Source organism: Saprospira grandis str. Lewin (genome assembly GCF_000250635.1).
GTDB classification, from domain to species: Bacteria; Bacteroidota; Bacteroidia; order Chitinophagales; family Saprospiraceae; genus Saprospira; species Saprospira grandis.
The window spans coordinates 2,666,195-2,686,662 of sequence record NC_016940.1 but is presented as its reverse complement, the minus strand read 5'-3'; the positions used below and the strand labels follow the sequence as shown (position 1 = coordinate 2,686,662).

The 20,468-nt window shown below is 49.2% G+C and carries 11 protein-coding genes; 5 read left to right on the top strand and 6 right to left on the bottom strand.

Going from position 1 to position 20,468, the window contains the following annotated elements; all coding sequences use genetic code 11:
- Window positions 1-170: 170 nt before the first annotated feature.
- The 3 genes from accC to efp form a co-directional block, all read right to left on the bottom strand.
- On the bottom strand, window positions 171-1,541 hold the full coding sequence (accC, locus tag SGRA_RS11985) for an acetyl-CoA carboxylase biotin carboxylase subunit (protein WP_015692974.1): 1,371 nt from the start codon (window positions 1,539-1,541) through the stop codon (window positions 171-173).
- Between the two features lie 45 nt (window positions 1,542-1,586).
- Window positions 1,587-2,102, bottom strand: a complete 516-nt coding sequence (accB, locus tag SGRA_RS11980; RefSeq protein ID WP_015692973.1) for an acetyl-CoA carboxylase biotin carboxyl carrier protein — start codon at window positions 2,100-2,102, stop codon at window positions 1,587-1,589.
- 128 nt (window positions 2,103-2,230) lie between these two features.
- Window positions 2,231-2,797: an elongation factor P gene (efp, locus tag SGRA_RS11975; protein ID WP_015692972.1), complete on the bottom strand. Its 567-nt coding sequence runs from the start codon at window positions 2,795-2,797 to the stop codon at window positions 2,231-2,233.
- Between the two features lie 429 nt (window positions 2,798-3,226).
- On the opposite strand from efp, the gene SGRA_RS11965 reads away from it, so the two are divergent.
- The 3 genes from SGRA_RS11965 to SGRA_RS11955 all read left to right on the top strand — a co-directional run bounded on the left by SGRA_RS11965 (window position 3,227) and on the right by SGRA_RS11955 (window position 10,577).
- On the top strand, window positions 3,227-4,642 hold the full coding sequence (locus SGRA_RS11965) for an aldehyde dehydrogenase (protein WP_015692971.1): 1,416 nt from the start codon (window positions 3,227-3,229) through the stop codon (window positions 4,640-4,642).
- A 378-nt stretch (window positions 4,643-5,020) separates the two neighbouring features.
- Window positions 5,021-8,698, top strand: coding sequence for a methionine synthase (gene metH / locus SGRA_RS11960; protein WP_015692970.1), 3,678 nt, complete (start codon window positions 5,021-5,023; stop codon window positions 8,696-8,698).
- Window positions 8,699-10,004: 1,306 nt separating this feature from the next.
- On the top strand, window positions 10,005-10,577 hold the full coding sequence (locus SGRA_RS11955) for a hypothetical protein (protein WP_148268342.1): 573 nt from the start codon (window positions 10,005-10,007) through the stop codon (window positions 10,575-10,577).
- Window positions 10,578-10,833: 256 nt separating this feature from the next.
- Here SGRA_RS11955 and SGRA_RS11945 read toward each other — a convergent pair whose 3' ends face one another.
- From SGRA_RS11945 to SGRA_RS11935, 3 genes are read right to left on the bottom strand one after another with little or no spacing between them, the layout of a single operon-like run.
- The gene (locus tag SGRA_RS11945; RefSeq protein ID WP_015692967.1) at window positions 10,834-11,493 is read right to left on the bottom strand and encodes a deoxynucleoside kinase; all 660 of its coding nucleotides are present in this window, start codon (window positions 11,491-11,493) and stop codon (window positions 10,834-10,836) included.
- Window positions 11,494-11,497: 4 nt separating this feature from the next.
- The gene (gene folK / locus SGRA_RS11940) at window positions 11,498-11,986 is read right to left on the bottom strand and encodes a 2-amino-4-hydroxy-6-hydroxymethyldihydropteridine diphosphokinase (protein WP_015692966.1); all 489 of its coding nucleotides are present in this window, start codon (window positions 11,984-11,986) and stop codon (window positions 11,498-11,500) included.
- Window positions 11,987-12,556: an NUDIX hydrolase gene (locus tag SGRA_RS11935; RefSeq protein WP_015692965.1), complete on the bottom strand. Its 570-nt coding sequence runs from the start codon at window positions 12,554-12,556 to the stop codon at window positions 11,987-11,989.
- Between the two features lie 482 nt (window positions 12,557-13,038).
- Between SGRA_RS11935 and SGRA_RS11930 the strand changes: the two genes are divergently transcribed.
- Entirely contained in the window at window positions 13,039-17,934 is a 4,896-nt protein-coding gene (locus SGRA_RS11930) for a T9SS type B sorting domain-containing protein (protein ID WP_245538549.1), read from the top strand.
- Window positions 17,935-18,569: 635 nt separating this feature from the next.
- The gene (locus SGRA_RS11920) at window positions 18,570-20,228 is read left to right on the top strand and encodes a vWA domain-containing protein (protein WP_015692961.1); all 1,659 of its coding nucleotides are present in this window, start codon (window positions 18,570-18,572) and stop codon (window positions 20,226-20,228) included.
- Window positions 20,229-20,468 lie beyond the last annotated feature (240 nt).

The following is a 20,468-nucleotide window of genomic DNA, read 5'->3' as shown; positions in this document are numbered from 1 at the left end:
GCTGTAGCAGGGCCGCCGAAGGCGGCAGACCAAAGCGCTGAAAGCGCTGCAGGGCCGAGCAGACCTGCGAGCTGCGCAATGGCCCGACCCAGCCGAAGGCTGGGGCAGCCCCAAAAAAAATAGCCCCTCCCTAAAACGGAAGCGGCTATTTCTTAGCTCAGAAAAGCGACCTAATGTCCTCTTTTCTTCTTCTTGGGCTGAGCGGGCTTTAACTCAAAAGTTTCTAGAAACTTAGTGGTAAAATTACCCTTGATAAAGTCCTCATTATCCATCAATTGGCGATGGAAAGGCACCGTAGTATGTACCCCCTCTACCACAAACTCATCTAGGGCGCGGCGCATCTTAGCGATACACTCCTCGCGAGTGCGAGCGCGGCAGATTAGTTTGGCAATCATGGAGTCATAATAAGGCGGAATATTATAGCCAGAATACACATGTGTATCGACCCGAACGCCATGGCCCTTGGGGCTATGGAAAGACTTAATTTTCCCTGCAGAAGGGCGGAAATCATGATAGACATCCTCTGCATTGATTCGGCATTCGATAGCGTGCATTTGGGGATAGTAATTCTCTCCAGAAATACGTTCGCCCATAGCAATTTTGATCTGCTCGGCAATGAGGTCATAATCAACCACCTCTTCGGTGACCGTATGTTCTACCTGGATCCGAGTATTCATCTCCATAAAGTAGAAATTGCGGTGTTTATCGACCAAAAACTCTACCGTACCCACTCCTTCATAGTTAATGGCTTCACCGGCTTTGATAGCGGCTTGGCCCATCGCTTCACGGAGTTCATCGGTGAGGAAAGGAGAAGGCGACTCCTCTACTAGCTTTTGGTGGCGGCGTTGGATAGAGCACTCTCGTTCAGAGAGATGGCAAACCCTGCCGTATTGGTCGCCAGCAATTTGGATTTCGACATGTCGGGGTTCTTCCACAAACTTCTCGATATACATCCCATCATTGCCAAAGGCGGCTTTAGCCTCCTTTTGGGCAGCTTCTAGGGCAGCTTGCAAATCGGCCTCTTTCCAGACCAAGCGCATACCTTTTCCACCACCACCGGCTGTAGCTTTAAGCATAACGGGATAGCCTACTTCTTCACAGATCTTTTGAGCTGTTTTGAAGTCTTTGACCAAGCCATCGGAGCCGGGCACCACGGGAACGCCCGCTTTAATCATGGTATCTTTAGCCGTAATTTTATCTCCCATCTTGTTAATCTGTTCGGGAGTTGGGCCAATAAACTTGACATTATACTCCGTACAGATTTCGGCAAAGTGGGCATTTTCGGCTAAGAAGCCATAACCGGGGTGAATCGCATCGGCATTGGTAATTTCTACCGCAGCCATAATATTGGCAATATTGAGATAAGAATCGCTACTTGCAGCAGGCCCTACACAGACGGCCTCATCGGCAAAGCGCACATGCAGGCTATCGCGATCGGCAGAAGAGTAAATAGCGACCGTTTTGATCCCCATCTCTTTACAGGTTCGGATAACACGCAAGGCGATTTCGCCACGGTTAGCAATAAGTATTTTCTTAAACATACAATTGGTTTTGGATGAATAGCAAAGATGTTCTAGCGGCTAGACTTAGACGAGGGGCTCTACGAGGAAAAGCACCTGCTCGTATTCTACGGGGCTAGCATCTTCGGCCAAAACCTTCACTACGCGGCCAGTTACCTCAGATTTTACTTCATTAAAGAGTTTCATGGCTTCAATGAGGCAAACCGTATCATCTGGTCCAATTACGTCTCCGACCTTAACAAAAGGTGGTTTTTCTGGAGATGAAGAGCGGTAGAACGTCCCCACCATAGGCGATTTAATTTCGAGATAATTCACATTATCTTTTAGTTCGCCAGCATCTTGGCTTTTCTCTTGAGCTGGGGCTGCTTCTTGCTGAGGGGCAACAACGGGAGCTGCAGGAGCAGCCATAGGCATAGCGCCCATTGTGGGCATCATGGGAGCGGGAGAAACCACTTCGGTGCGTACCTTTTGGTAGTCCTTGGTGCGAATAGACAGGCTCATTTCTGTCGTTTCATATTTAAATTCCCCTACAGTTGTGCCTTGTAGCAACTTAATTAGCTCTTTAATCTGGTCAAACTCCATAAATATAAGTTTTTAGCAGAAGCCTCTCCTATGGGCGAGGTTTCTTAGGCTAGATAAAAGGTGTTTTATAAACAAAAAAGCGCAATGCTAAACTAATCGGCATTGCGCTTTGGGCCGGAGCCAGCGCCTTAGTTTTTGACACGCTCCATATATTCACCAGTTTCGGTGTTAATCTTAATGAGGTCTCCATTTTTGATAAATAGAGGTACACGTACTTCTGCCCCAGTTTCTACTTCGGCAGGAGTAAGGGTGTTGGTTGCCGTATCGCCTTTTACGCCAGGCTCTACATAGGTAATTTGCAAATGCACATACTGAGGCATCATCACCGCCAAAGGAATCTCTTTTTCGGCATGAAAGAGTACTTCACAAACCTCTCCTTCCTTAAGGAACTGTACGCCATCTAGCATCTCGCGCTCAATGTCGATTTGCTCATAGGTCTCTTGGTTCATAAAGTTGAGGCGCTTATCGGCCTCATAGAGAAATTGGTACTGACGACGCTCTACACGTACATCCTGTACTTTGTGGCCCGCAGGGAAGGTATGGTCCAAGACCTTACCCGTAGTCAAGCTCTTAATTTTGGTCCGAACAAAGGCGTTTCCTTTTCCGGGCTTTACATGCTGAAATTCAACAATGATATAGGTATCATGGTTGTGCTCTAGGCACATCCCTTTACGAATGTCTGAAGTCGTTGCCATTTTAGGAATAATTTACAATTACAGTGAAGTTGTTCTACTTCTTTGGGTAGCTTTGGGAGTTCAAAGAAAAATCTTTTTGCCCCAATGGCCAAAGAATATAGCTAAATTTTATCTTCTGGGGTGGAATTTCAGCCGCTAAGATAGAAAGTTTTAAGGATTCAAACGGCCTAGATGTTGGCTGGAGCCAAAATTTATTGCGTTCTACAGGGCCGAAGGCCCGCAGGCTGAGGGATGGTAGGGGGTGGCCGAAGGCCAGACCGAGCTTTTTGAGCAAAGCGAAAAAAGCGATGGGCCGAGCAGAGCTGCGAGCCCCCGCACAGCCCGACCTGGCCAAAGGCCAGGGCAGCCCCAAAACCTCCTTAATATGAATCTATAAGCCCTACTTTTTATTTTTTTGCTTATCTTTTGTCATCACCAAAATCAATCTATATGATCTCTTCTAGCCATTTATTAGAAGACCCTAATCTGGACCAAATTCCCGAGTTACTGGCCCAACAACGCAGCTTTTTTGCTAGCCAACAAACCAAATCCCTACAGTTTAGAAAGGCCCAGCTCGAACGCCTGCACCAAAAGATTGTAGAACGAGAACAGGAGATTTTAGCCGCCTTGCATAGCGACCTTCGCAAGCATGAGTTTGAAGCCTATTCGACAGAACTGGGCTTTGTTTTGGTCGAGCTCAAAAAGGCGATCCAGCAACTGCCCAAATGGATGAAGGCCCAAAAGGTGGGGACGCCCCTTTTCCTCTTTAATGCAGGCAGCGAAATCCGCTCCGAACCCTATGGCCTCAGCCTGATTATTGGCCCCTGGAACTACCCTTTCCAACTGCTTTTTGCCCCCCTTATTGGCGCACTGGCCGCAGGAAATACCGCTATTCTCAAGCCTTCAGAGCTAGCCCCCGCTACTTCGGCCATCTCCGCAGAGATTATCCGAGAGGCTTTTCCCCCGCATTATGTGGCCTGCCTAGAAGGGGGCGTGTCGGTGGCTCAAGCCCTGCTCAAAGAGCGTTTCGACTATATTTTCTTTACCGGCGGAACCAAGGTGGGCAAGATTATTTATCAAGCTGCCGCCCAACATCTTACGCCCGTTACCCTAGAGCTAGGCGGAAAAAGTCCCTGCTTGGTCGACCGAGATACAGACCTCAAAGCTACCGCCAAACGCATCGTCTGGGGCAAGTTTACTAATGCGGGCCAAACCTGTATCGCTCCCGATTATGTGCTGGTGGATAAGGCCGTAAAGGAGCCCCTAATTGCCGAAATGAAACGCCAAATCAAAAAGGCTTATGGCGATAACCCCCAACAATCCGATAGCCTGGCCCGAATTATCAATGCCGCCCATTTTAACCGCCTGATTGCCTACCTCAAAGATGGCGAAATCGCCGCCGGCGGCGATTATGAGGAAAACGAACGCTACCTCTCCCCTACCCTGATGACGGAGGTCGACCTGGACAGCCCCCTCATGCAAGAGGAGATTTTTGGCCCCATCCTCCCCATCATTAGCTACGATAGCCTGCCCGCCGCTATCGAGTTTATCAACCAACGCCCCAAACCCCTCGCCCTCTATGTCTTTAGCAAAAATGATAAGCATGTAGAGCGCGTTTTGGCCGAAACCTCTGCCGGCGGAGCCTGCGTAAATGATACCTTACTGCATATTGTCAACCCCAATCTCCCCTTTGGCGGCGTGGGCGATAGCGGCATCGGCGCCTATCATGGCGAAAGCTCTTTCCAGCTCTTTTCTCACCAGAAATCAGTGCTCAAACGGAGCTTCCTCATCGATGACCCCGTCCGATATGCCCCCTATAAACTGGGCATCAAATGGCTCAAAAAACTTATGGACTGGACCCTATAAACCAGAAGCTTCCTCTTCTCGAGGGAGCTTTTTTTTATGCTATTTTGGGGCCCGCGGCCGACTAGCCTTCGGCTAGCTCGGCCGCCGCTATGCTGCGCGGCTCGCAGGTCTGCTCGGCCCTGCGCGGGCTTCGCCCGCTGGGTCTGGCCTGCGGCCACCGCTGCGCAGCGCTGGGCCTTTTGCGCAGCCAAGCCCCTAGCCTCAGTTTTTTAATTAAAACTCCTTAACATAAGAACAAAGTCGATTCGCCTTTTTTTAAACTCGGGCCACTATCTTTGTGGCCAATCCAAGCCCCCTGATGAGCAGGAGGCCTTTATTTCACAAGATTAACGTACGCACATGAGTCTAACACTTCGTCCTACGCATCAACAAATGGCAATGCAACGCCTGCACGAACGGATCGAACAGCAGATTTTGGTCATTGATGGAGCTATGGGGACCATGTTACAACAGTACAAATTGCAAGAAGCCGACTACCGCGGAGAACGCTTTGCCGACTTCCATCGCGATTTGAAGGGCAACAATGATTTGCTCTCTATTACTCAGCCCCATCTGGTCACAGAGGTCCATAAAGCCTACCTAGATGCCGGAGCCGATATTATTGAGACCAATACCTTTAATGCTACTGCTATCTCTCAGGAAGATTACGATATGCAGGAGCTGGTCTATGAACTCAATTATGCCTCGGCCCAATGCGCCCGCGCCGCCGTAGATGCCTTTAATGCCGAAAACCCAGAGAAGTTTCGCTTTGTGGCTGGCGCTATGGGCCCCACTAACCGCACGGCTTCGCTCTCCCCAGATGTAAATAATCCCGGCTATCGAGCCATTAACTTCGAACAACTACGGGCCGCCTATTATGAACAGGCCAAAGCCCTAGCCGAAGGTGGCGCCGATCTCTTCCTAGTCGAAACTGTTTTTGATACCCTCAACTGTAAGGCGGCCCTTTTTGCCATCGATCAGTACTGTGAGGAAGTGGGCATTGCCTATCCCGTTATGGTATCTGGAACCATTACCGATGCTTCTGGCCGTACCCTTTCGGGCCAAACGGTAGAGGCCTTCTGGCTGTCGGTCAGTCACGCCAACTTGTTTTCCGTTGGCCTCAACTGCGCCCTAGGCGCAGCCGAAATGCGCCCCCATATCGAGGCACTTTCTAATATTGCTCATTGCTATATTAGTGCCTACCCCAATGCAGGACTGCCCAACGAAATGGGAGAATATGACCAAACGGCCCAAGAAATGGGCCTACTCATTGAAGATTTTGCCCAAAGTGGCTTTATCAATATCGTAGGCGGCTGCTGCGGTACTTCTCCAGCACATATCCGCCGAATGGCAGAGGTGGTGGCCCAATTGCCCGTACGCAAAAAGCCCGCTCCTATGCAACTCTCTGCCTATTCTGGCCTAGAACCCCTGATTGTCCGCCCCGGCTTCAACTTTATCAATGTAGGGGAACGGACCAATGTAACAGGCTCCCGCAAGTTTGCCCGCCTGATCAAAAATGGTAACTATGAGGAGGCCCTTTCTGTGGCCCAACAACAGGTAGAAGGAGGCGCCCAAATTATTGATGTGAATATGGATGAAGGAATGCTCGACTCGGTAGAGGCCATGAGCTATTTCCTCAACCTTATCGCCTCCGAACCCGATATCGCCCGCCTGCCCATTATGATCGACTCTTCTAAATGGGAGGTGATTGAGGCCGGCCTTCGCTGCGTACAAGGCAAGGCTATTGTCAATTCTATCTCGCTAAAGGAAGGTAAAGCGGCTTTTGTCCAACAAGCCAAATTGGTCCGTAGATATGGCGCCGCCGCCGTAGTTATGGCCTTTGATGAAGTAGGCCAAGCCGATACCATGGAACGCAAAGTAGAGATTTGTAGCCGCGCCTATAAAATCTTGACGGAAGAGGTCGGCTTCCCGCCCCAAGATATCATCTTCGACCCCAATATTTTCGCCATCGGAACCGGTATCGAAGAACATAATAATTATGGGGTAGACTTTATTGAAGCGACCAAGGAAATTAAGCGCCGCATGCCTTTGGTCAAAATTAGTGGTGGGGTAAGTAACCTCTCTTTCTCTTTCCGTGGAAATAATATCGTTCGAGAAGCCATCCACTCGGCCTTTTTGTACCATGCGGTCCAAGCAGGTATGGATATGGGCATTGTCAATGCTGGTATGATTGAGGTCTATGAGGATATTCCCAAAGAGCTCCTAGAGCTAGTGGAAGACCTGCTCTTTAACCGCCGACCCGATGCTACCGAACGCCTAACCGATTATGCCGAGCAGCTCAAGGGCCAAGGCGGCAAGAAGCGCCAAGAGGACCTCAGCTGGAGAGAGGTGCCCGTTGAAGATCGTCTTGCCCATGCCTTGGTCAAGGGAATTACCAAGTTTGTGATAGAGGATACCGAAGAAGCCCGACAACAATACAGTAGCCCCCTAGAAGTCATTGAAGGACCACTAATGTCAGGGATGAATATTGTGGGCGACCTCTTTGGCGCAGGCAAGATGTTCCTCCCTCAGGTGGTGAAATCTGCCCGCGTGATGAAACAGGCCGTTGCTCATCTTACCCCCTTTATTGAGGCCGAGAAATCGGCTGGCCAATCTGCTAAGGGGAAAATCCTTTTGGCTACGGTCAAAGGAGATGTGCACGATATTGGGAAAAATATTGTAGGGGTGGTCTTGGCCTGCAACAACTTCGAGATTATTGATATGGGCGTGATGGTCCCTGCCAATGAAATTCTCAAAAAGGCCCAAGAAGAACAGGTGGATATTCTGGGCCTTAGTGGACTCATTACGCCCTCTCTAGACGAAATGGTTTATGTAGCCAAAGAGATGCAGCGCCTAGGTATGCAAATGCCCTTGCTCATTGGTGGCGCCACTACCTCCAAAACTCATACGGCCGTAAAAATTGCCCCCCAATACAGTGGACCAACTGTGCATGTTCTCGATGCCTCTAGAGCGGTTACGGTAGCGGCTTCGCTCCTGGCCGAAAAGGAAGAAAATCGAGCGGCTTATATGGAGCAGGTCTTGGCCGAACAGGAACGAATCCGTGTGCAACGTGCCAAACGGACTTCCGCCAAGCGCTACTTGAGCCTAAAGAAGGCCAGAGAGAATAAACTCGCTTTGGATTGGTCCAAAATAGAGCCGGTAGTCCCCAATAAAATGGGCATTACGGTCCTTGACCAACTAGATTTGGCCGTCCTTAGAGACTATATCGATTGGACGCCCTTCTTTAGCAGTTGGCAACTGGCCGGTAAGTTTCCCGCTATTTTAGAGGATGAAGTAGTGGGCCAAGAGGCTAAGTCTCTCTATGCGGATGCCCAGCAGATGCTGGACCAAATCATTGCCGAGAACTGGTTGCAGGCCAAGGCCGTTTGTGGTCTTTTTGCCGCCAACTCCATAGATGATGATGATATTTTGGTCTATCCCAATGGGCCAGAAGCGGAGCCGATGCGCTTGCATCATCTGCGCCAACAACGCCAAAAGGCGGCTGGAAAACCCAACTATTGTCTCAGCGATTTCTTAGCCCCTAAAGCTAGCGGAAAGACTGACTACATGGGGGCTTTTGCCGTTACCGCAGGCATTGGCATAGAGGAGCATGTGGCCCGCTTTGAGGCTGCGCATGATGACTACAACGCCATTTTGCTCAAGGCTTTGGCCGATCGTTTGGCCGAGGCTGCTGCGGAATATCTTCATGCTGAGGTCCGCCGAAACTATTGGGGCTATGCAGCAGATGAGGCTTTAGATAATCAGGCCTTAATTGCCGAAACCTACCAGGGCATCCGTCCCGCACCAGGCTATCCCGCCTGCCCAGAACATACCGAAAAGCGCAGTTTGTTCGCCCTGCTAGAGGTAGAGGAGCGCATTGGTATTCGCCTGACGGAGAGCTGTGCCATGTATCCCGCTGCTGCTGTGAGTGGTTGGTATTTTGGCCAAGAAGAGGCCCGCTATTTTGGCTTGGGCAATATCGAAAAGGATCAGGTAGAAAGCTATGCGGCCCGCAAGGGCATGACGGTCGAAGAGGCCGAACGCTGGTTGATGCCCGTCTTGAATTATGATATTTAGGGGCCTGCCGCCTTCGGCGGCCGGGCTGTGCACTGGCTCGCAGGTCTGCTCGGCCCTGCGGGGCTTCCGCTTCGCTTCAGCCCCTGGGTCTGCGGCTGCGCCGCCCCAGTTACCATCCCTAGGCCTGCGGCCCCTTCGGGGCCTGTAGGACCCCATAAGGAAAGGCCCAAAACTTAGGTTTTGGGCCTTTTTCTGTTATGGATGGGTACTTTTAGCCATCAGGAGGAGTTCCCATACCCATCGAGAGGGGTTCCTGTACCCGTCGGGAGGGGTTTCCATACCCATCAGGAGGGATTCCCATACCCATCAGGAGGAGTTCCCATACCCATCAGGAGGAGTTCCCATACCCATCAGGAGGAGTTCCCATACCCATCAGGAGGGGTTCCCATACCCATCAAGAGGGGTTCCCATACCCATCGAGAGGGGTTCCCATACCCATCAGGAGGGGTCCTGTACCCGTCCTGAGGGGTTCACATACCCATTAAGAGGGGGTGCTCTAGCCCTCGGCAGGGCTAGTCCTAATCATCAGGAGCATTACCAGACCTCCAAGCGAGGGCCTCTCTTAGTCCTCTATAGGGGCTGGGCAAATCCTCCTGAGGGCTAGCGCTAATCCTCCAGAGCAGTCTTTCTAGTCATCAGGAGTATTCTTCTACCTAAAGAGGAGGACTTGGGCTAGTCATCGGCAGGACTTGAACTACTCCAAAGGAGGACCTATAGAGGTCCTAAAGAGGACCTAGGCCTATAGTGTAGCGGACTTAAGTAAGCCCAAAAGAGGAGTTACAGAAGCCCTCTAAAGGAGCTCCCCTAGCCCAAGCGAGGACTTAGCCAAGTCCTCTTGAGGAGCTATACAACCCCAAGAGAGGACCTAACTAAATCCTGCCTAGGGGGTTCAGTACTCCTCTTCCTTATTTTAGCTAAAAGATGGGGCTGTTTACTACTATCGCCTAGGGACAAGCCCCTAGGCTAATCAAATGGAGTCAGCCCTAAAGGGCCTCAATTGTGAGTATGTATCTTCTTGCTAAGTCATTGTAGCGAAGCTGTCTGCATCCCAAGGCCCTCGAAGAGGGCTGTCTAAAAAGCTAGCCTAGGGGCTTGTCCCTAGGCGCAGAAAGAGGAAATACAAAACTTTGAATGGTCTCCTATCAAGGGTTATCTCCATGGGCTGAAGCCCATGCTTGTGGGTCTATGCAAAGAGCGGGCTAAAGCCCTTCTTTGCTTTCTATTCCCCCCATTAACTACACCAGACCAAAAAAAATAGGGGAAACCAAATAAATGAGCATCTTGAGATATAAAATAGATGCTTTTCATGAAAAAGAAGAACTACCACTCATATCAACTGGCTCTAGTTGGCTTGCTGCTTTTGCTGCAATATTCTTGCGCTATTTGTTCTGCTAAGAGAACAGCTAGAGGAAATGTCATTCCTAAAAAGTTTAAAGATTGGTATGTGACTAAAGCAGAGGACCTTTACCCCAAAGATTTGATAGATACAACTGCGATCTATTATATATGTGAAGACCCAGATGCTTATGATCCACCAAGATGTCATTTTATGCGTTTTTTTGCAGACGGTAAGCTGTATAGTAGTACAGCACTAGACAGTCTAAATAATGAGGTGGCTAATAATATGGTTAATGGCTATACTGGTTATTATTTAATCAAGGATGGGGAGTTAATTATCAAAACTTATGACTACGCATATTGTGGATATTATGTCATAGGCTGGGCAAAAATATTTGAGGATAGAATAGTGGTATACAAAATAAAAACTTATTCTTCATCAAGAGTTGATTACTACCCTGATTCAAGCTATGCTAAAGAGCGAAACGATGTATATTACAAACTAGATGTTGGTGAATTATACAGCCAGCCAGATTGGTAGTTGGTTTTAAGCGGGGGTCGAACCCAAGGTATATATATCCATCCTACAGGGCCGAAGGCCCGCAGGCTGAGGGATGGACAGCAGGGCCGCCGCAGGCGGCAGACCCAGCCCGCGCAGGGCCGAGCGACCCGACCAACGGGAGCCGACGCAGCGAAGCAAGTAACAGCGAGCTGCGACAACCAGCCCCAAAGGGGCGCCAGTTCGACGAAGTAAACAGCCCGACCCGCCTGCAAGGCGGGGCAGCCCCAAAAAAGGATTAGAATCCTTCTGCTCTACCTTTCCAGAAATGCAGGCCTTTTTCGTAGGGTTGGGCGATCAGGTCGAGTAAGAGTTGGTAATCCTCGGGATTGTGGACAAAATCCATCCCTTCTACATCGAGGACCAGGATAGGGATTTCGTTTTGTTGGAGGCGGAAGAAATTGAAATAGGCCTGTTGGATTTTCTTGAGATAATCGGGGGCGATATCTTGTTCATAGCTGCGGTTACGCTTCTTAATTTGTCGGATTAGTTCGGGGACCGATCGGTGGAGGTAGACCAGCAGGTCGGGTTGGGGGAAGATAGAATTGAGGGTCGTAAACAGGCGTTGGAAGAGGCGGAGTTCTTCTCCGCGGAGGTTTTGGCCGGCGAAGAGCAGGGTTTTGGAGAAAACATAATCGGCTATGGTGTATTGTTGGAAGAGGTCGGGATTCATCAGGACCTCTTGGAGTTGTTTGTGTCTTTCGGTCATGAAGAAGAGCTCTACGGGAAAGGCGTAGCGTTCGGGATTTTTGTAGAAGAGGGGGAGGAAAGGATTATCGGAAAACTCTTCGAGGATTAGGCGGGCATTAAGATCTTTGGCCAGCAGCTCGGAGAAAGAGGTTTTGCCGGTGCCGATATTTCCTTCAATAACAATATAATTACCGTTAGCGATTTGCATGATGTTAGTTTTGGGAGGCTATTTTTTGAACAGGAAGCGGATCTTGGCAGCGATCGAGTAGATCTTGTACAGATAGCTGCAGTTGGGGGTGGATAAAGTGAGGTTGAATTTGCTGAAGGGGTTCGAGGACAAATCGTCGGAGGTGGAGTTGGGGGTGCGGGATTTGGAGTGTTGGGGTATTGAGGACCAGCTCATCATAGAAGAGGATATCGATATCGAGGCAGCGGGGTCCCCATTTTTGTTTGCGGATACGGCCGGCCTTAGCTTCTATATTCAGACAAGCCTGGAGGAGTTCTTCTGGCTTGAGTTTGCACTGCAGGGCCAGGGCCATATTTTCGAAATCGGCTTGATCTTCTAGGCCCCAGGCGGCGGTGAGGTAGACATCGGATTGGGCGGTAATTTGTCCCAATTGGGTCAGTTCATTGAGGGCGAACTGCAGGAAATCTCTGGGGCGGCCCATATTGGAGCCCAGAGCGAGTAGAGCGAGAGCCATTTAGCAGGATTTAAGCAGTTCGGCGATACTAGCGTAAGTATTCGCTTCGGTTTTCATAGCTTGGAGGGGGCGCCAGGCTAATTCTTCGATACCTTCTTCGGTTTGGGGGATGAGGGGGCCATTGGCTAGGGCCTTCATTTGGAACCAATGCGTTTTTTTGAGCGACCAGAGCGACTTATAGGGGTTCCAGTAAATATGATAAGTAGAAGGTAATTTGGGGCCGAGTTCGAGAGCGGCCAGGCCAGTTTCCTCCTCAACCTCTCGGAGAGCGGCTTGTTCTGGAGATTCTCCTTTTTCGATTTTGCCTTTGGGGAGGTCCCAGCGGTTGAAGCGGTAGATGGCGAGTACATCCTCTTGGTAATGGACCAAGCCTCCTGCGGCTTCGAGGTAATGGAATTGGGCCAATACATTTTTCCAGAGAGCATCTAATCCTTTAGCGGGAATCAGTCGTTTTTGAGGAGTACTGGCGGATTCAAAGCTAAGGAGGAGGGCTCTAATTTGCTCGGCCTTCCAGATTTGGGGGCCTTCGAGGAGTTGGATGTGGTGGGGTCCGTGGAAGATCGTGTACATAATCAAGATTCGGCTTATAGAAATGCTGCGAAGATAACTTTTTGTTTTGACTTTTGGGTTGGGCAGCGGGGCTCGATCCTTAAAGGCTTAACTTTTGGGGATCATTTTCAAAATGGGCTTGGGGCTTGTCTTTTTTGGGGAGAGCGGGCGGCAACAAAAGTTTTACGGCAAGCAGCGTAAAGGCAAAAATAATAGTTTTAATAGTTAAGCCTTTATTTTTTTATTGGGTAAGGAGCTGCTATAGATATGATTAAAATTTATAGAATTGGCCGTTGATTTTAAATTTTTATTATTAAAATGCTAACTTTGTTAGTAACTTTTAAAGGGGCTGTGCGACTGCATTTTAGCCCTTTATTAGTGGATTGAAAAACATTTTTATTTAACCCTTCAAATGTAATATAGCCTTGGAATACAAAAGTTTACATTGGAGTATTACGTCTCTGAGTAGGTGGGCCTTAGGTCTGTTTCTACCCTTGTTTTTCTTGCTATTTTCGGCAGGAGATGCGCAAGCCAGCCACATTGTTGGTGGGGACGTCTACTATACCTGTCTGGGGAACAACCAGTATCAGGTAACATTTCAACTATACCGAGATTGCGATGGTATTTCTATGCCTAACAGTTTATCGGTAAGTTTAACGGCGCCAAACTGTGGTTTGGCGGAGCCCAACATCACCTTTAATGCGGGAAGTCGCTTTGGTGATGAGATCACCCCTGTTTGTCCAGATGAGTTGCCTAACACCACTTGTGGTGGTGCGGGTACTATTCAGGGTACGCAGGTTTATGAGTACACGGCTACGGTCACCTTGCCTTCGGCTTGTGATTCTTGGGTAGTGTCTTGGAATACCTGTTGTCGGAACAGTAACATTACTAATGGAGATAATGCTGGTGGCCAGTCGATGGCCATTCAGACAACCATTAACAACACAAATGGGCTTTGTAACAACTCGCCTCGATTTACCTCTTTGCCTACGCCTTATATTTGTGCTGGGCAGCCCTTTACCTTTAACCATGGGGCGATTGATGTAGATGGAGACTCTTTGATTTATGAGATGATCACGCCTTTCCAGACTGGTCCTGCTGATCCTTATATTTTTCAGGGGGGAGCTACTGCGGCTCAGCCTTTCTTTACTACACCGGCCAACGGTATGGTATTTAATACCAACACGGGGCAGATGACCTTTACGCCTAGTATTGCCCAGACCTCTGTTGCTGCAGTAAGAGTATATGAGGTGCGCAATGGCGATACCATTAGTACGATCATGCGTGATATGCAAGTGGTAGTATTGAACAACTGTACGAATACAGGGGTAAACAATACAGAGCCTATTGTATCGGGTGGAGGAACCTATGATACCACTAACCGTACCTTTGTTACTTGTCAGTGTGATACCCTAGAGTTTCAGATTACAGCTGTAGACCCTGATGGCGATACACTTTCTTTGGATCCGAACAACTCAAATATTGGGACTGTATTTGGACCTGCTAACTTTAGCATTTTCCAGTTTAATCCTGATCCTAACCGCCCTGACTCTTTGGAGCTCTATGTACAGATTCGTACTTGTAATGCTCAAATTGGGGTAAATAACTTTACCATTGCGGTAACGGATAATGCTTGTCCCATTCCGCTTCCGGCTTACCTTGGCTTTAGCCTAGTGATTCCTGGGGTAAATGTTACGGCTAGTGACACGGCTATTTGTGCTGGTGTGGCTCAAGATATTCAGTTAGGTGCACAAACCTTCTCTTTGGGCCCAGGGGGCTCTGTGGCTGGTAGCTTTAACTGGGTACAGATTGCTGGACCTGCAGCTCCACTTAGCGATGATACTATTCGTAACCCCATTGCTAGTGTTCCTGCTTCTACAGTAGCTGGTGATGTCATTACTTATGAGGTACAGTTTATCACTACTCCTGACCCCGTTACTGGAGCAAGTTGTGTGACTACGGATACCGTAAGTATTTCATTAGTGGATCTTCCTCTTGATGTCGTTAGCTTACCTTCTGATACTTCACTTTGTCAGAATGGTCAGCCCAATGCCTTGAACTTTACCACCAATGCAACTGGACCTGGCATTGACTTAATCAATGGTAACTGGACTTGGACCTCTTCTCCAGCTACTCGAGTGAATGACCTTAGCGCAACAAATGTTGCTAGTCCTACAGGCTCATTAGTAGGTGCTCCTGGCGACTCGGTTACTTACTATGTAGAATATGATTATGGAGCTTGTGTCGGTAGCGATACTATTGGCTTGAAGTTCCGCACGGGAATTCCCGATATTACTCCCGCTACCGATACTATTTGTCCTGGCGATACAGTTGTATTGGCCATGAACTATGGTACGGGTTCTGGCGGAATGAGCTCTGGCGCTTGTGGACCAAATCCTGGTCCTTGCAGTGGTCCTCAACAACAGGTGACTGTTGGTACAGCTACAACTACCTCTCCCCAGCCTTTCCGTGGACTTTTTGAGGATAGTCGCTTCCAAATGATTATTCCCGCTAGCGAATTGCTGGCTGCTGGAGTACAGCCTGGCCTACTTAACGACATGACGCTAGATGTAGTAGCTAAAAATAGCTCACTACCTTTTAGTAACTTTACAGTCTCTTTGGCCTGTACTACCCTAACGTCTATTCCTACAGGAGCAGCTACTTTCCTAACCCCCCCTAGTTCCACTGTTGTTTACAGCGGTACTTATACCACTGCTGTAGGAGCTAACCTAATCCCCTTTAGCAGCCCTTACGAATGGGATGGTACTTCTAGCCTATTGGTAGAGTTCTGCTTTGATAACGTTAACTGGACTTCTGATGATGATGTGGCCGCAGAAACGACTCCATATGTCTCTGGAATCGGTGATTTTGCCGATGGAGTGAGTGGCTGTATTCCTGGCTCTTTGGGTTCTCCCACAACAACTTCTATTCGTCCAGTAGTTACCTTTAGCAACTGTATCCTTCAGCCGCTATTGGTCTATGACTGGTCACCTAATGTAGCGATCATCAATGATTCTACAGATTCTCCTTCGGTCTTCCCTGCTGGTACTACCACCTACTACGGTACGGTGATCGAAGCGGGTTGTCCAATGGTAGACTCTACAGAGATTGTTATCAATACAACTATTCCCGCTCCTGTGGTTAGCTGTGGTATTCCCACAAATTACACCAGTGAAATTCTCTTTGAATGGAGCGGTTCTGCTGGTGCTACTGGCTGGGAATATAGCCTAGATTCTGGCGCTACTTGGGTAGCTGTTCCTTTGGCTCAAGACAGTGTATTGGTCACTGGCTTCCGCGATGGAGAATGCTTCCAAATTCAGGTTCGTGCCCTAGGTGGTGCTGGACCTTGCCCCGATAATGCCGCTACCCTATTTACTTGCTGTACAACTCCTTGTGCTAACCCCACTCAGGTCTCTACAGTGAGCAGCATGGATATTAGCTGCTACCAAGCCAATGATGGTATGATCCAACTATTGGGTACGCAAGGTGACTTGGGCCCCAATTATGACTTTACCCTCTACAATGCTGCCGATAGCCAAATTGCTTTCGTCAATACACCCGATACCGCTAGCTTCTCTGGCCTTATGCCCGATACTTACTATGCGGTGGCTTACGACTCTTTCGGTTGTGTAGCTTACTCGGATACCATTACTATTGCCGAGCCTGCTGAGTTTATCGTTAGCCTCGATACCCTTATTGGTACTTCTTGCTGGAACACTGTAGACGGTGCCGCTCAAGTGGGCGCTGTTGGTGGTACTACCCCTTATAGCTTCCAATGGGATGCTAATGCAGCTAGCCAAACTACAGCAATTGCGATTAACTTGCCTTTGGGCAGTTATACAGTTACCGCTACTGATGCCAATGGCTGTCAGTCTGTAGCCAATAACATCAATGTATTTGGTCCTTTTGCTCAAGCCCCCACCGTTACTGTAAATATTACAGACGCTACAAGCTGCCCCGCCAATGGATCTATCGAAATTACCGCAGTTCAGTCTATGGCTGGCGACCCCGTTCCAGGTAACCCCAACTCTTTGGATTACCAATGGAGCAATGGCGCAACTGCTGTTAATACACTCTCTAACTTGACGCCCGGTACCTATAGCTTAACGATTACAGATCAAAATGGCTGTACCTTTACCGATAGCTATACCGTTGGAGGCTCTACCGTAAATATTGACAATGCCAATGTGAATAGCCCCGTTTGTGGTCTAGATAATGGTAATATCGACTTGACGGTCTCTGGCGATAATAGCTATACTTTCGTTTGGTCTAATGGCGCTAGCTCTGAAGACCTCTCTGACCTCTCTATCGGTACTTACTCTGTTACTGTTACTGGTGCAGGTGGATGCCAAGATAGCGCTACCTTCAACCTTGTCGGTGGAAGCATCGAAGCCCGCGTAGTCGCTCGTGAAGAGCAAATCTGTGTTGGCGCTAGCAACGGTTTCTACGATATCGAAGTGAACTCTCTCAGCTCTGGATCTAACCAAATCACTTACCTCTGGTCTAATGGAGAAACGACCCAAGATGTAAGCAACCTCTCTGCAGGTACTTACTCGGTAACGGTTACTCTAGATGGTGGCGTTTGTGAAACTAGCCTCGATGGCCTAGTGGTCCTAGAAGATGACCCCGAAGTAGCTATTGATGTAACTAACTGTGAAGACCTTGCCGCTAATGTTCAAGCTGGATGGCCCGATAGCACAGGCGTATTTACTTACAGCTACCTATGGAGCACTGGCGATACAGTGACTAATCTCAATGGGGTTACTGAAGGTACTTATACCCTCACTGCTACAGATGTTAACGGTTGCTCTGCTACCGCTACTGCCGAGGTTCGCTACCCTGTTATCGCTCCTTATATTGTAAGTCCTAGCGTTCAGGATACAAGCATGCCTGTCGGTAGCACAATTGATATCGCCGCCGGTACCTCTGGCGCAGAAACTGGTGTAAGCTATGTTTGGTCTCCCGCCTCTGATGTGGCCGATGCCAACGCTTACCAAACTACCGTAACGACTCTAGATACTACGCAAAATCCTTTGGCTTTCGTTATCGTTGCCGACAATGGATCTTGCCAATCTACTGATACCCTTTACCTTAACCTTCTACCTGTCCAATTCTCTGGATTTGCCAACGCGTTCACGCCTAACAATGATGGAGAAAACGATAGCTTCCGCCCATTGCCTTACCGCTTGAGCGGTAATGTAGAGGTTGTCGAGTTTAAGGTCTACAACCGCTGGGGACAAGTTGTTTTTGATGGCGACAATAACGATCCTCGCGAGGGTTGGGACGGTACCCTCAATGGCGAATTGCAAGCCCGTGATGTTTATATCTATGTATTCTCTTACCAACTCCCTGGTGGAGAAGTACAAACTGTTCGTGGCCAAGTGACGCTTCTCCGATAAGCTGAGCTTTTGCCGCATGCCGAAGAGCCAATCTGCCGAAAGGTGGGTTGGCTCTTCTTTTTTTGGGGCCCGCGGCCGGCTTGCCGGCCGCCGCTATGCTGCGGGGCTCACAGGGCTGTTCGGCCCTTCAGGCTTCACTTCGTTTCGCCTTCGGTCTGGCCTGCGGCCACCCCTCCGCAGCGCTGGGCCGCTCATCAAATCAGTTTTATTGGAGCGTTCTTCTTCGGCCAATTGGCCCTCCCTTTTAAGCGGTATTCCTCGCTGCGCTCCTCATTCCTCTATATGTCCCCGCCCACCCACCCCTCTACGGGATTCCCTAAGGAATCCCTCGGGGAGGCTGGCCGCAAAATTTAGAAACCAATACTTAAAAGGGCCGAAGGCCCGCAGGCTGAGGGGCTGTAGCAGGGCCGCCAAAGGCGGCAGACCAAAGCGGCTTCGCCGCTGCAGGGCCGAGCAGACCTGCGAGCTGCGCAATGGCCCGACCCGCCCGCAGGGCGGGGCAGCCCCAAAACAATCCAGCAAAAACACAAAAAAAGCTTATCTTAAAACGCCAGAAGCCCCCTCGGCTTCATCTAATGCACTGAAGCAAATATTTTCCCCTAGAGGATATTCCTCCTTTACTTAAATCAACCACTATGAAATCCTACTTTTTGCCCCTAGCCCTCATCAGCTTTTTGTTTTTGGGCCAAAGCTGTGAACAATCTAAACTCTCTGGAGCCAAAGAGGCCGAAATGATGACCCAGTCCCGCTCTTCCCTCAAAGAAGAAATGGCCGCCGTCACCGAAGAAGCCGCTGGCGAAGTCGTCGAGCCAGAAGATCCCGATGCCCTCGGCGATACCCTTAGCGATATTGCCCAAAATACCGAAGAGTATGGCAAAATTATCGAAAACCCCTTCCTTGGGGCCAAAGATAATCCCCTCTCTACCTTTTCTATTGATGTAGATAATGCAGCCTACAGCAATGTCCGCCGCTACCTAAGCGAATGGAACCAACTCCCCCCCAATGGAGCCGTCCGCCTAGAAGAAATGATCAATTATTTTGATTATGATTATCCCCAACCCACTGGCGAACATCCCTTCTCCGTAAATATGGAGCTTAGCCAAGCCCCCTGGGCCCAAGAGCATCAGCTTTTGCATATTGGCCTACAAGGGAAAGACCTCAACTATGATGAACTCAAGCCCTCTAATTTGGTCTTTTTGATTGACTGCTCTGGCTCTATGTCTAGCGATAATAAACTCCCCCTACTCAAAAAAGGCCTCAAAATGTTGCTCTCCCAACTAGATGATAAGGATAAGGTGGCTATTGTGGCCTATGCGGGAGCCGCCGGACTGGTCCTGCCTGCTACCCCCGCTAGCCAAGCCAATAAAATTCTTTCTGCCCTCGATCGCCTAGAAGCTGGCGGCTCTACCGCCGGTGGACAAGGAATTGAGCTGGCCTATAAAACAGCCCAAGAAGCCCTGATTGAAGGGGGAAACAACCGAGTGATCCTCGCTACCGATGGCGATTTTAATGTTGGCCCTTCTAGTAGCTCTGATTTGGTGGACCTGATTACCGAAAAACGCAAACTCGATATCTACCTCACGATCTGCGGCTTTGGTATGGGCAATTATAAAGATGATCGCATGGAGCAGATTTCTAATGCCGGCAATGGCAATTATTTCTATATCGATAATGAAAAGGAGGCCAAAAAGGTCTTTGTGCGAGAAATGCGCGCCAATATGTTTAGCATCGCCAAGGATGTGAAGATCCAAATTGAATTTAACCCACAATGGGTAAAAGCTTACCGCCTAGTCGGCTATGAAAACCGCCTACTCAAAGCCGAAGACTTTGATGATGATACCAAGGATGCAGGCGAGCTGGGCGCTGGTCATACCGTTACGGCCATCTATGAAATTATTCCACAAGGTTCGGCCTCTACCCAAAAAGTCACTCAACAACCCGCACTCAAATACCAAGATGCCCCAAGCATCAAAAATAATAGTAGCGACCTCATGACGCTTAAGCTGCGCTACAAACCTCTGGATAGCGACAAAAGCAAACTCCTAGAGTTTAACCTCAATAAGGATGCTGCCGTAGAGCAAACCTCCGATAACTTCCGTTTCTCGGCCGCTGTAGCTGCCTTTGGCATGCTGCTCCGAGATTCCGAATTTAAGGGAACGGCCAATTTTGATAAGGTGAAAAATTGGGCCCTCTCTGCCAAAGGCCAAGACCCCAATGGCGACCGTGCCGAGCTGGTGAAATTGATCCAGTTGGCCGCCCAAATAAAAAGTAATCCCGCAGCCCAAAATAATTAAGCCATTACTTTAGCTAATATGAGCTGGTTCTATTTCTAGAACCAGCTTTTTTTTGGCCCCAGTTTAATTCTCCTTAAATTTTAACCCAATACTTCTGAATGCAAAGGATGCTTTTTAACTTTAACTAGCTAATCAAGCGCTTTTGGCCCAGCGCTGCGCAGCGGTGGCCGCAAGGCCAGACCCAAGCCGCCAAAGGCGGCTGCAGGGCCGAGCAGACTTGCGAGCCGCGCAGCATAGCGG